At 59.1% G+C, this 12,683-nt stretch carries 10 protein-coding genes; 4 read left to right on the top strand and 6 right to left on the bottom strand.

The genetic code is table 11. From position 1 onward, the window contains the following. Positions 1-65: 65 nt before the first annotated feature. The 3 genes from EXN68_RS09620 to EXN68_RS09610 all read right to left on the bottom strand — a co-directional run bounded on the left by EXN68_RS09620 (position 66) and on the right by EXN68_RS09610 (position 5,175). Positions 66-1,499, bottom strand: a complete 1,434-nt coding sequence (locus EXN68_RS09620) for an NAD(P)(+) transhydrogenase (Re/Si-specific) subunit beta (protein ID WP_142840581.1) — start codon at positions 1,497-1,499, stop codon at positions 66-68. Positions 1,500-1,519: 20 nt separating this feature from the next. Further along, positions 1,520-3,094 (bottom strand): Re/Si-specific NAD(P)(+) transhydrogenase subunit alpha, encoded by a 1,575-nt coding sequence (locus tag EXN68_RS09615; RefSeq protein WP_142840580.1) that lies wholly within the window; start codon positions 3,092-3,094, stop codon positions 1,520-1,522. Positions 3,095-3,291: 197 nt separating this feature from the next. Then, a complete protein-coding gene (locus tag EXN68_RS09610) occupies positions 3,292-5,175 on the bottom strand; it encodes an MFS transporter (protein ID WP_161991268.1) in 1,884 nt (627 codons plus the stop codon). A gap of 510 nt (positions 5,176-5,685) precedes the next feature. Between EXN68_RS09610 and EXN68_RS09600 the strand changes: the two genes are divergently transcribed. Further along, entirely contained in the window at positions 5,686-6,720 is a 1,035-nt protein-coding gene (locus EXN68_RS09600; RefSeq protein WP_142840579.1) for an aspartate-semialdehyde dehydrogenase, read from the top strand. Positions 6,721-6,933: 213 nt separating this feature from the next. Further along, positions 6,934-7,749, top strand: coding sequence for a lytic murein transglycosylase (locus tag EXN68_RS09595; protein ID WP_142840578.1), 816 nt, complete (start codon positions 6,934-6,936; stop codon positions 7,747-7,749). A 178-nt stretch (positions 7,750-7,927) separates the two neighbouring features. Here the strand turns inward: EXN68_RS09595 and EXN68_RS09590 are convergent, their stop codons facing one another. Further along, positions 7,928-8,569, bottom strand: a complete 642-nt coding sequence (locus tag EXN68_RS09590; protein WP_035224474.1) for a carbonic anhydrase — start codon at positions 8,567-8,569, stop codon at positions 7,928-7,930. A 174-nt stretch (positions 8,570-8,743) separates the two neighbouring features. Then, a complete protein-coding gene (pdxY, locus tag EXN68_RS09585; protein ID WP_142840577.1) occupies positions 8,744-9,619 on the bottom strand; it encodes a pyridoxal kinase PdxY in 876 nt (291 codons plus the stop codon). A 266-nt stretch (positions 9,620-9,885) separates the two neighbouring features. On the opposite strand from pdxY, the gene EXN68_RS09580 reads away from it, so the two are divergent. Both EXN68_RS09580 and EXN68_RS09575 read left to right on the top strand, forming a co-directional pair. Further along, positions 9,886-11,346: a phospholipase D-like domain-containing protein gene (locus EXN68_RS09580; protein WP_142840576.1), complete on the top strand. Its 1,461-nt coding sequence runs from the start codon at positions 9,886-9,888 to the stop codon at positions 11,344-11,346. Between the two features lie 67 nt (positions 11,347-11,413). Beyond that, entirely contained in the window at positions 11,414-12,259 is an 846-nt protein-coding gene (locus tag EXN68_RS09575; protein ID WP_142840575.1) for an endonuclease/exonuclease/phosphatase family protein, read from the top strand. Between the two features lie 30 nt (positions 12,260-12,289). On the opposite strand, the gene EXN68_RS09570 is transcribed toward EXN68_RS09575, so the two are convergent. After that, on the bottom strand, positions 12,290-12,493 hold the full coding sequence (locus tag EXN68_RS09570; RefSeq protein WP_161991266.1) for a hypothetical protein: 204 nt from the start codon (positions 12,491-12,493) through the stop codon (positions 12,290-12,292). Positions 12,494-12,683 lie beyond the last annotated feature (190 nt).

The following is a 12,683-nucleotide window of genomic DNA, read 5'->3' as shown; positions in this document are numbered from 1 at the left end:
GTTGAGGTGGAATAGCGTCTCGGAAATCGAAGGGCGTTTCCGGTTTCCCGGAAACGCCCTTTTCGTTACTTGATCAGCGGCAGGAGATCGTTGATCGACTTCTTCGCATCACCGTAGAACATCCGCGTATTGTCCTTGTAGAACAGCGGGTTCTCGATGCCGGAGTAGCCTGTGCCCTGGCCGCGCTTGGAGACGATGACGAGCTTCGACTTCCACACTTCCAGCACCGGCATGCCCGCGATCGGCGAGTTCGGGTCGTCCTGCGCTGCCGGGTTGACGATGTCGTTGGAGCCGATGACGATGACGACATCGGTATTGGGGAAATCGTCGTTGATTTCGTCCATTTCCAGCACGATGTCGTAGGGCACCTTGGCTTCGGCCAAGAGCACGTTCATGTGGCCGGGAAGACGGCCTGCGACGGGGTGGATGGCGAAGCGCACGGTCTTGCCGTCGGCGCGCAGCTTGCGGGTCAGTTCCGAAACCGCGCTTTGCGCCTGCGCTACCGCCATGCCGTAACCGGGCACGATGATGACGCTGTCGGCATCGTTCAATGCCGCTGCGACACCTTCGGCGTCGATAGCAACCTGCTCGCCCTCGATTTCCATCGCCGGACCCGTCGTGCCGCCGAAACCGCCGAGGATGACCGAGACGAAGGAGCGGTTCATGGCCTTGCACATGATGTAGGACAGGATCGCACCCGAAGAGCCGACCAGCGCGCCGGTGACGATCAGCAGATCGTTGCCGAGCGTGAAGCCGATGGCAGCCGCCGCCCAGCCGGAATAGCTGTTCAGCATGGAGACGACGACCGGCATGTCGGCGCCGCCGATGCCCATGATCAGGTGGTAGCCGATGAAGAAGGCCAGCAGCGTCATCAGCACCAGCGACCATGCGCCTGCGCCGTTGCAATACATGATGAGCAGCACGAGCGACAGGATCGCGGCGCCGGCATTAAGGACATGTCCGCCCGGCAGTTTCTTCGCCTTCCCGTCCACCTTGCCGGCAAGCTTGCCGAAGGCGACAACGGAGCCGGTGAAGGTGACCGCGCCGATGAAGACGCCGAGGAAGACCTCGACCTTCATGATCGCCAGTTCGACAGGCGTCTTGTGGGCGAGGATGGCGGAGAAGCCTGTCAGCAGCGAGCGTGCCGTCTCATCGAGCGAGGCGACATGCGCTTCTTCGATATGGGCGTTGAAACCGATGAAGACGGCGGCGAGGCCGACGAAGGAGTGAAGGGCTGCCACAAGCTGCGGCATTTCGGTCATCTGTACGCGGTTTGCGACGTAATAACCGAGGACGGAGCCACCCGCGATCATCAACAGGACGATGAAGCCTATGCCGACATCAGGTCCGAAGACCGTGGCGGCGGCGGCAAGGCCCATGCCCGTTATGCCGTACCAGACGGCGCGTTTGGCGCTTTCCTGGCCGGAAAGGCCGCCAAGCGAAAGGATGAAAAGAACGGCTGCGGCAACATAGGCCGCGGAAACGATACCAATGGTCATTTATAAGATCCCCGCTTGGCTTACGACTTCTGGAACATGGCGAGCATGCGCCGTGTCACGAGGAAACCGCCGACGATGTTGATCGTCGCGATCAGGACGGAAAGCGAGGCAAGGATCACCACCAGCCAGTTGCCGGAGCCGATCTGCAGCAGCGCGCCCAGAATGACGATGCCGGAAATGGCATTCGTCACTGCCATCAGCGGCGTGTGCAGCGAGTGGCTGACATTCCAGATGACCTGGAAACCGATGAAGCAGGCGAGCACGAAGACGATGAAGTGGCTCATGAAGCTTGCCGGTGCAAACAGACCGACGAGAAGCAGCAGTGCCGTGCCGATAACGAGCAGCCCGACCTGGTTTTTCGTCTGTGCCTTGAACTCGGCCCGTTCCTTTGCGTGCTTTTCCTCGGGTGAAAGCTCTTTGGCTCTTTCCTTCGGTTTCTGTGCGGCAATCGCCTGGATTTTCGGCGGCGGCGGCGGGAATGTTATCTCGCCCTGATAGGTGACGGTGGCGCCACGGATGACATCGTCTTCCATGTTGTGAACCGGCTTGCCGTCTTTTCCGGGTGTCAGATCGGTCATCATGTGACGGATGTTGGTGGCGTAGAGCGTCGAGGCCTGCGCTGCCATGCGGCTCGGGAAATCCGTGTAGCCAATGACGATGACGCCATTGTCGGACACGACACGCTGGTCGGGAACCGTCAGATCGCAATTGCCGCCGCGCTCGGCCGCAAGGTCGATGATGACAGAACCGGGCTTCATCATCGCGACCATGTCGGCAAGCCACAGCTTCGGGGCATCGCGACCCGGAATGAGCGCCGTGGTGATGACGATATCGATCTGCGGTGCGAGCTCGCGGAACTTCTCCAACTGCTTCTCGCGGAATTCCGGCGAGGAGGGGGCGGCATAACCGCCGGTGGCGGCGCCATCCTGCTGCTGATCGGCGAAATCGAGATAGACGAATTGCGCGCCCATGGATTCGATCTGTTCGGCCACTTCCGGGCGAACGTCGAAGGCATAGGTGATGGCGCCGAGCGAGGTGGCCGTGCCGATCGCCGCAAGACCGGCAACGCCGGCACCGATGACCAGAACCTTGGCGGGCGGAACCTTGCCGGCGGCGGTGACCTGACCGGTGAAGAAGCGGCCGAAATTATTGCCGGCCTCGATGACCGCGCGATAACCGGCGATATTGGCCATGGAGGACAGCGCGTCCATCTTCTGGGCGCGGGAAATGCGCGGCACCATGTCCATGGCGATGACGTTTGCGCCCTTTTCCTTGGCCTGCTCCAGAAGGTCCTTGTTCTGGGCGGGGTAGAAGAACGAGATCAGCGTCTTGTCCGAAGACAGGCGATCAATCTCCGACGTTTCCGGCGGACGAACCTTGGCGATGATGTCGGATCCGGCGTAAAGCGCATCCGCGCTATCGACGACGGTAACCCCGGCTGCGCGATAGGCGTCGTCGGAAAATCCCGCCGCCTTGCCCGCACCGGCCTCAACGATGCAATCATATCCGAGTTTCTGCAATGCCTGGGCGCTGTCGGGCGTCATACCGACGCGCGCCTCGCCTTCATATAATTCCCTGGGCGTCCCGATCTTCAAAATGGCTCTCCCTGTGCCTGATAATATAGGGGGGTCATAACCTATTCAGGGGGGCTTTGTCTTCATATTGATTTTGTCTTGCCTGCGACGGAATGACAGCCCGCTGCGACAGGCTCTTTCGATATGCCGGCTTGCCACGCAATAAAAAAACCCGGTGCCTGCGCACCGGGTTCCGAAAGTGTCGATGAGGATGATGATCAATCCATTGTGTGGATGTCGCGATCCTTGGTTTCCGGCAGGAACAGCAGGCCGATGACCAGCGTGATGCCTGCAAAGACGATCGGGTACCAGAGACCGTAATAGATGTCGCCCTTCGCCGCGCTCATCGCAAAGGCGGTGGCGGGCAGAAGACCACCGAACCAGCCGTTGCCGATGTGATAGGGCAGCGACATGCCGGAGTAGCGGATGCGGGTCGGGAACAGTTCGACCAGAAGCGCCGCGATCGGGCCATAGACCATCGTCACATAGATGACGAGGACGGTAAGGACCGCAATGATGACGACCCAGTTCACGGCTGCCGGATCGGCCACCATGGTGAAGGCGCCGCCGCCGGCAATGGTGTAGACGGCCATTTCCGCCGCACCACCGGTCTCGGCCGGTGTCAGCAGCTTGTCCGCCACCAGCTTGTCGGTTGCCACCATCTTCTTGTCGGTGGCGCGAACGGCTTCAGCATTGAGGCTGAGTTCCGGGTTTGCGGCGATGAAGGCGTCCAGTTTTGCGTCCGGAACCTGCGCTGCGCCGCGCACCAGCGGATAACCGCTGTCATGCAGTGCGATGTTGACCTGCTTCTGGAAGGCCTTGTCCTTGGCCGCCGCATCCGCACCGGCTGCGATCGCGTCGTAGCTGGCGATGGTGGCGTCGCCGAGCTTGACGCTCGCCGGCTGGCCGGCCGTTCCGGCAACCACGTCATAGGGAACGGAGTTGCGGGTGAGGAACGAGGTGGCGATATCGCAGGATGTGGTGAATTTCGCCGTGCCTGTCGGGTTGAACTGGAATTTGCAGTCGCCGGGGGCGGCGGTCACGGTGGCGCGAACGGTGGACTGTGCTTGCGCAAGTGCCGGATTGCCCGCCCAGGTGAGCGCTTTGAACAGCGGGAAGTAGGTCAGCATCGCAAGAACGAGGCCGGCCATGATGATCGGCTTGCGGCCGATCTTGTCGGAAAGCCAGCCAAAGAGCACGAAGAAGCCGGTGCCGAGAATGAGGGCTGCCGCAACCATGATATTGGCTGACTGGCCGTCCACCTTCAGAATGCTCTGCAGGAAGAACAGCGCGTAGAACTGGCCGGTGTACCAGACGACGGCCTGACCGATGACGGCGCCGACGAGGGCAAGCAGGGCGATCTTGGCGTTTTTCCACTGGCCGAAGGCTTCGCTGAGCGGTGCCTTGGAGGTCTTGCCCTCTTCCTTCATCTTCTTGAAGGCGGGGGATTCATTCATCTTCAGACGAATCCAGACCGATACGCCGAGCAGCAGAACCGAAACGAGGAAGGGAATGCGCCAGCCCCAGGCGGCGAAGGCTTCCTTGCCGAGTGCGAACTGCACGCCGAGAATGACCACCAGCGACAGGAACAGGCCGAGCGTCGCCGTCGTCTGAATCCACGAGGTGTAATAGCCTCTGCGGCCGTTCGGCGCGTGTTCGGCCACGTAAGTTGCGGCACCGCCATATTCACCGCCGAGCGCCAGACCCTGCAGCATGCGCAGGATGATCAGGATGATCGGAGCGGCGATACCGATCTGCGATGCACTGGGCAGGACACCGACGAGGAAGGTGGAAACACCCATGATGAGAATGGTGATGAGGAAGGTGTATTTACGGCCGACGATATCGCCGAGACGTCCAAACACCAGCGCGCCGAACGGGCGCACGAGGAAGCCGGCGGCAAAGGCCAGAAGCGCGAAGATGTTGCGCGTCGTTTCCGGATATTGGCTGAAGAAGTTCGCGCCGATATAGATCGCGAGCGAGCCGTATAGATAGAAATCGTACCATTCGAAAACCGTTCCGAGAGAAGAGGCGAAAATCACCTTCTTCTCCTCGCCCGTCATTGGACGGGCGGGGCTGCTCACGGCTGCAACATTTGCCATTGTCTGTCCTCCACAGATGTCCCAATCGGCGCAGTGCGGAGCCCGTCTCTCTCCTCCGGGCTCCCCTTTCGGTTGCAATGCGCATGACATCAGAGTGACAGAAAATTAACCCCAATAAGAGCGATGCTTTCGGATTATGACTTTAGTCTAATGTATAACGTGCAAAAATGTCGCGGAGCGGTTTTTGCCTGCCGGGAGCGGACGGACCGAAACATGCCTTTTTTCTTGACACAAACAAGAAACCTTCTAATAGCTTCTCGCGAAGAAGGAGCATCACCTTGCGCAGGCATGTTGCAGACATGATTGTCATGGAAGGACCGGCACAATCCGCCGGCGATGATCCGCGTCTTTCTTATTCCATCCGAATTACGGCCAAAACGACGATTAAAACCGTCTGACGTCTCTGGCCCGCCGCTCTCTCCCCGGTTTGGCTGGGGATCGAGGAAGCCGCGATGCGATGCGGTTTCCCCACCTCACCCAAAAGAGGAGAGACAGAAAGAGAGCTTGATCATGGGTTTCAAAGTTGCAATTGCAGGCGCCACCGGCAACGTCGGTCGCGAAATGCTCAATATCCTCGCCGAACGCGGCTTTCCGGCCGATGAGATCGTGCCGCTCGCTTCCGCCCGTTCGCAGGGCACGGAAGTCTCCTATGGCGATCGCACGCTGAAGGTTTCCAACCTCGAGAATTACGATTTTTCCGACACGGATATTTGCCTGATGTCGGCCGGCGGCGATGTGTCCAAGAAGTGGTCGCCGAAGATCGGCCAGCAGGGTTGCGTCGTCATCGATAACTCGTCTGCATGGCGCTACGATCAGGACGTTCCGCTGATCGTTCCGGAAGTCAATGCCGATGCGGTCGAGGGTTTTTCCCGCAAGAACATCATCGCCAATCCGAATTGCTCCACGGCCCAGCTCGTCGTCGCGCTGAAGCCGCTGCATGACTTCGCAAAGATCAAGCGCGTCGTCGTTTCCACCTACCAGTCGGTTTCCGGTGCCGGCAAGGAAGGCATGGACGAGCTGTTCCAGCAGACCCGCGCCGTCTTCGTCGCCGATCCGGTTGAAACGAAGAAGTTCACCAAGCGCATCGCCTTCAACGTCATTCCGCATATCGATGTCTTCATGGAAGACGGTTACACCAAGGAAGAGTGGAAGGTTCTGGCCGAAACCAAGAAGATGCTCGACCCGAAGATCAAGGTAACCTGCACGGCCGTGCGCGTTCCTGTCTTCATCGGCCATTCGGAATCGGTCAATATCGAGTTTGAAAACGAGATCACCGCCGATCAGGCGCGTGACATCCTGCGCGAAGCGCCGGGTTGCCTCGTCATCGACAAGCATGAAAATGGCGGCTACATCACGCCGGTTGAATCCGCCGGTGAAGATGCGACCTATATTTCGCGTATCCGTGAAGATGCAACGGTTGAAAACGGCCTCAACATCTGGGTCGTTTCGGACAATCTGCGCAAGGGTGCTGCCCTCAACGCCATCCAGATCGCCGAACTCCTGGTCAATCGTGGTCTCATCAAGCCCCGCAAGGCGGCTGCGTGATACGATTTTTTAAGGTTCGTTAAGTATAACCCGTCTGTTCTGTGTGGGGCAGACGGGTTTTCATTTGTGACGATCACGGCCAGTTTATTTGCAGGCCTTGCTGCCGAAAGGCAATTTAAGCCGCCAAAAGACAATTTGGCACCCGAACCCCTGCAACGGCGACGTGTTGGTTCTCGGGATGAATTCCCCAAAGGATATCGAAGGCAGATTTTGATGCGGGCAATGAAGGCAATTCTGGCTGGTGTGGCCATGGTCTCGGTTTTGGCAGCGACGCCGGTTATGGCTGCGCAATGCGGCAACACTTCGGCAGGCTTCGATGCCTGGGTCGGCGCCTTCAAGCAGGAAGCGGCGGGCCGCGGCGTCAGCGCTTCGGTGCTCGACCGTGCCTTCTCCGGCGTCTCCTACAATCAGGCGACCATTCGCGCCGATCGCGGCCAGCACAGCTTCAAGCTGTCCTTCGAACAGTTCATGCAAAAGCGCGGCGGTCAGACGATCATTTCGCGCGGCAAGACCATGAAGAAGAACAACGCCTCTCTCTTTGCTTCGATCGAGAGAGCTTACGGCGTTCCGGCCGGCCCGCTTCTGGCTATCTGGGGCATGGAAACCGGCTTTGGCGGCTTCATGGGCAACCAGCACACGCTTTCCGCCGTTGCAACGCTTTCCTTCGACTGCCGCCGTTCGGATTATTTCACCGAGCAGCTTTATGCGGCGCTGAAGCTCGTCGGCAGCGGCTCGCTCAACGTCAACGCCAAGGGTGCTGCCCATGGTGAAATCGGCCAGACGCAGTTCCTGCCATTGAATGTCGTGCGCTACGGTGTGGATTTCGACCGCGACGGACGGGTCGATCTGGTCGGTTCGCGTGCCGATGCGCTGGCCTCTACGGCCAACTTCCTCGTCGGCCATGGCTGGCAGCGTGGTGCCGGTTACCAGCAGGGACAGGCGAATTATGCCGCCATCCAGGGCTGGAACGCCGCAAGCGTCTATCAGCAGGCCATCGCCTTCATCGGCAAGGCGATCGACGGCCAATAAGGTCGCTTTCAAGGACTAAAGGCCCACTTTCGTCATGCCGGACTAGATCCGGCATCCAGCCCCGGCGCGTCTGCGCCGTGAAAGATCCTTACGCGATCAAAGACTTGATCGCACTGGACCCCGGACCAACTCCGGGGTGACGAAGTTGAATATTATTGGCGGCGACTACGCGTCTAAATCACAGATCCGGGCGGCGAAAGTCGCCCGTTTTGCCGTCCATCACCCACAATTCGCCGGTCGAGATATCGAACCATGCGCCGTGCAGTTTGACCTTGCCGGCGGTCTCCTGCGCCTTGACGAAGGGGAAACCGCGCAGATTGGCGATGGAGTTGCGGATGGAGACGCGTTCCAGCGCGGTCTGTCGCTCGGAGGCGGTCATGACGTCATTGCTCTGGATTTGTTCGGCCGCAGATTTGACCATGTTCATCCATTTGCCGATGAAATCACCGGGCGACAGCGGCTCGAGATTGGGGTCGAGGGCCGCCTGAATGCCGCCACAGCGGCCGTGGCCCATGACGACGATATCTTTCACCTTCAGAACCTGCACGGCATATTCGATGGCCGCCGAGGTGGCGTGGTATTGCCCGTCAGGCTCGAAAGGCGGCACCATGTTGGCGACGTTGCGGACGACGAAAAGCTCTCCCGGTCCGCAATCGAAAATGGTTTCCGGCGCTGAACGGGAGTCACAACAGGCAATGAACAGGGTCTGCGGTTTCTGTCCGGTATCGGCCAGAACGCGATATCTTTCGCGCTCATCGACATAGCGGCCGCTCATGAAGTTCTTGTAGCCGTTCAGAAGAGTTTCCGGAAAATCTTTCATCTATCGCAGTACCGTTATGCTTGGACCAAGATCACGGGGCGAACCTGGCGCGTTGAAGACCAATCCTTTAGAGCATTTTCGCTTTTCTTCGAACCGCGAAACCGCTCCAACTTCCTGTTGCCGCATTTCCGGATGGAAAACCGAGGGCCGCTTTTCCTGGAAATGCTCTAGCCGCTATTTGCGCTTGCTGCGTGAAGGATGCAAGAGATGACGCATCTGCACCATGGCCATGGGTGTGGAAAGACTTGAAGAATCAGTCTCCAGCGTCAGCTCGTTCATTTCGCGTTTTTTTGTTCGCGCCAGAATTTCGAACACGCTGGCGGTGGCCAGTTGCAGCGCCTTTTCATCATCCAGGCCTTCCAGCAGGCGGGCGAGGAACAGCGCCGACATCAGGTCGCCAAGCCCGTTCGGCGCATTCTCGATGGCGCGGTGTTCGGCCAAAAGGGCGTGCCGGCCGCTGAGGTAAAGATTGCCGGTACCACCCGCCATCATTGGCACGGCCGAGGTGACCAGCATTTTCGGCGGGCCGAGTGCGAGCGCCGCATCCATGATGGCATTGTTGGTTTCAAGCTCGGCGCCGCTCATCCACGCCAGTTCGTAGCGGTTCGGTGTCGCGACGGTCGCAAGGGGAATGAGGTGGTCGCGGATGGCTTCGGCGGTCTCAAGGGGAATGTAAAGCCCGCCCAGATCGCCCATGACCGGATCGCAGGCATAAATAAGCCCCGGGTTCTTTTCCTTCAGATTGCGGATCAGCCTTGCGACGGAGCGCACCTGTGACGCGCTTCCGAAATAACCGGTCAGTACAGCCTTGACCTCGCCGACCCATTTGGCGTTCTCAAGGTCGGTCATGGCCTTGTCGAAGTCGTCGTCCTGAAAGCGCATCCGCGTGGACGGGCCATGGCCGGGATGCCAGGGCATGACGATGGTGGGCACTGCCCATACCGGATAACCAAGGGTTTCCAGCGCGAAGACCGCGGCGCGATTGCCGACCGATCCACGCATGACGTGGCTGGAAATGACGATGACGGCGCCCTGTGTATTTTCCTGCATCACGGCCTTCTTGCTTTCAAATGTCGCAGAAGCGCGCAAGTGCCCCTGCCTAGAGATCAAGATGCGCTCTCATGACATATCGCAAGGCCGGTTTCCACCGTTAATCCCGCAAGGGTCTGTCCCGCAAAAGGAAGGGCGGGGCCGGGCGTTCCTGCGCTGCCGGGTTGCCTTCCCGTCATTGCGGGGGGCGAGGCGCTTTTTATTGGCGTATCGGGTCCTCCGAAAAGCACGCTACACTTTTGGGTCTGATGCCCTATAGTTGTAATATGCTCGATCTCGTCATTGCCTATTGGCCCCATATCCTTGCCGTCCTTTCCATTTTGATGGGAACCGTGGCGGCCGTGCATGCCACGATGACGAAAGAGGAGGTCCGTTCCGCACTGGGCTGGGTTGGCGTCATCGTGCTGTCGCCCATCGTCGGCGCGGTCATCTATGCCATTGCCGGCATCAACCGTATTCGCCGGTCGAACATCACACAGCAGCGGTCCTTCATGCAGGACGAGATCATGGATCGCGTGGCGCGTTTCGATGCGGACGCAGAACTGGTTGCCACGCGGTTTGGCCGTCGTTTTGAAGCGATGAAGACGCTGGGTGACCGGGTGACACGCCACGCGCTGACGACCGGCAACACCATCGAACCGCTGGTGACGGGTGACGTCGCCTATGCCGCCATGCTGGAGGCGATCGGGGAGGCGAAGCGCTCGATCATTCTCGAAACATATATTTTCGACAATGACAGGATCGGCGCCCGCTTCGTTTGGGCGCTCGAGCAGGCAAAACTGCGCGGCGTGGAAGTGAGAGTGCTCATCGATGCGGTGGGGGCGCGATATTCCGTACCCAGCATCCTGCCGACGCTCCGGGACAGGGGCATCATCGCCGATGTCTTCAATGGCAATGTCATCATGGGGCTGCGGTTGCCCTATGCCAATCTGCGCACCCACCGCAAGATACTGGTGGTGGACGGGCGCATCGCCTTTAGCGGCGGCATGAATATCCGTGAGGGTTTCACGCTGGAATTCGGTGGCGAGAAGCAGTCGCACGATACCCATTTCAAGATTACCGGGCCGGTGGTTTCGGATTTTTTCTCCATTGCGGCGGAGGACTGGCGTTTCACCACGAAAGAGCGTCTGGACACCCCGGTCTGGGATATCGCCATTCCCGACGGGGTGCCGGGTTCGCAGATCGTCGCCCGGGTTTCCTCCTCCGGGCCGGATAAGAGCATCGAGACCAGTCACAAGATGCTGATGGGTGCGTTTTCCGTCGCCCGTTCCTCCATTCTTATCATGTCGCCCTATTTTCTCCCCGATCGGGAGCTTATTTCGGCACTCATAACCGCAGCAAGGCGGGGAGTGGTGGTCGATATCATCGTGCCCAAAAGCAACAATCTGGTGCTTGTGGACAGGGCGATGACGGCGCAGTTCGACCAGATGCTGAAGAATTATTGCCGCATCTGGCGGGCGACTGGGGCTTTCAACCATTCCAAGCTTCTGGTGATCGACGAGCGCTGGACCTATATCGGCTCCTCCAATCTCGATCCACGCTCGCTGCGACTGAACTTCGAGATCGATCTCGAAGTTATGGATGAGGCGTTTGCCGGGGTGATCGGGGAGCGCATCCGGGATGCGCGTGCGACCGCCTTGCCGGTGCGGCTCAGCGAACTGAATGCGCGCCCATTCGTTGTTCGTTTCGTGGAGCGTGTCCTGTGGCTCGCTTCGCCCTATCTTTAGAGCGCCATGTGCCCATAAGCGGCCATACGGACGTTCTAACAGTTAAGATGTGCGGAGACATTGACGCGTGAAGAAAAACGGTTTGCTCAACAGCGAAAAGAAGGCCCTGGCGACGAATAGCAGTTTGCCAGCCTTCGTCATGCAGTCGCTGCGCGACCATCGCCAGCGGCAGAACGCGGTGCAGGCGGCGAAAGATCATCCCTTCCCCGTCATCGCTTCCTACAATGTGCATAAATGCGTCGGCCGCGACCGCAAGTTCGATCCCGATCGCACCAGCCGCGTCATTCAGGAAATCGGCGCCGACATCATCGCGCTTCAGGAGGCGGACAGCCGTTTTGGCGAGCGCACCGGCCTGCTCGATCTCGCCCGGCTGGAACGGGAAAGCGGCCTCATCCCCGTGCCTATCCAGGCCGGCGTGAAGGCGCATGGGTGGCATGGCAATGTCGTGCTGTTCAAGGAAGGTGCTGTCCGGGATGTGCATACGCTGAAATTGCCGGGGCTGGAGCCGCGCGGTGCACTTGTCGTGGAGCTTGACCTGAAAAGTGGTGGCAGGTTGCGCGTCATTGCCGCCCATTTCGGCCTGTTGCGGCATTCCCGCGCCCAGCAGGCGAAAGCGCTGATCGGGCTTCTGGAAGCGCGCAACGAGTGCGCGACCGTCCTCATGGGAGACCTGAATGAATGGCGGCTCGGTAATGGGTCGTCGCTGAATACGTTCCGGGATGCTTTCGGCGCGCTGCCGCCGGCGGTGCCGAGTTTTCCGTCAAACCTGCCGGTGCTGGCGCTGGACAGGATCATCGCCAATCGTGAAGGTCTGGTCGAGCAGGTGGAAGCGCATGATAGTACGCTGGCGCGCATCGCCTCGGATCACCTGCCGCTGAAAGCCGCGGTCAGGACCGACCTGCTTCAGGCCTGATTTCCCGACATCACATCTTCCAGGTCGTGTCTAAATCCGTTGTGCCGTTGTGAGATGGTTGCGCGAGCGCGCTTCCAGCAATGACCTGCGAATGGCTTCCATCAGTCGCTCTCGATTGTTTCTGGTCTTGCACCGGTCGAGATTTTGCGCGGCAAGCGCGAGATCAAGACCCTCATGCATCACTATCGAATAGGCAACGGTTGTTGCCCAGTTTTCGTAGTCCTGCTCCATCATGTCGCCCCTGAACTAAATCATTTAGTCCGAATCACCCAGTTCTTGAAAGTTACCATAAAATTCAAAGCATAAAATATCATTGTTTCTTTGGTGGTTCGTTACTCGGTGAAGCTATATTGCTTTTTGGCAGTTCTATTGCGGCGCAATATAGATGCTTATTCCAGTTAAGCATTTGAAACTGATTCAATTT

Source organism: Martinezella rhizogenes (assembly GCF_007002745.1).
Taxonomy (GTDB): domain Bacteria; phylum Pseudomonadota; class Alphaproteobacteria; order Rhizobiales; family Rhizobiaceae; genus Agrobacterium; species Agrobacterium cucumeris.
Note: the sequence above shows the minus strand (reverse complement) of the source record. Positions and strands in the feature narration are given on the sequence as shown.

What these genes read in the sequence shown, in the direction of transcription:
- EXN68_RS09620 (WP_142840581.1), bottom strand. Translation starts at nt 1,499, where the DNA reads ATGACCATTGGTATCGTTTCCGCGGCCTATGTTGCCGCAGCCGTTCTT.
- EXN68_RS09600 (WP_142840579.1), top strand. Translation starts at nt 5,686, where the DNA reads ATGGGTTTCAAAGTTGCAATTGCAGGCGCCACCGGCAACGTCGGTCGC.
- EXN68_RS09570 (WP_161991266.1), bottom strand. Translation starts at nt 12,493, where the DNA reads ATGATGGAGCAGGACTACGAAAACTGGGCAACAACCGTTGCCTATTCG.
- EXN68_RS09590 (WP_035224474.1), bottom strand. Translation starts at nt 8,569, where the DNA reads ATGAAAGATTTTCCGGAAACTCTTCTGAACGGCTACAAGAACTTCATG.
- EXN68_RS09595 (WP_142840578.1), top strand. Translation starts at nt 6,934, where the DNA reads ATGCGGGCAATGAAGGCAATTCTGGCTGGTGTGGCCATGGTCTCGGTT.
- pdxY (WP_142840577.1), bottom strand. Translation starts at nt 9,619, where the DNA reads ATGCAGGAAAATACACAGGGCGCCGTCATCGTCATTTCCAGCCACGTC.
- EXN68_RS09580 (WP_142840576.1), top strand. Translation starts at nt 9,886, where the DNA reads ATGCTCGATCTCGTCATTGCCTATTGGCCCCATATCCTTGCCGTCCTT.
- EXN68_RS09610 (WP_161991268.1), bottom strand. Translation starts at nt 5,175, where the DNA reads ATGGCAAATGTTGCAGCCGTGAGCAGCCCCGCCCGTCCAATGACGGGC.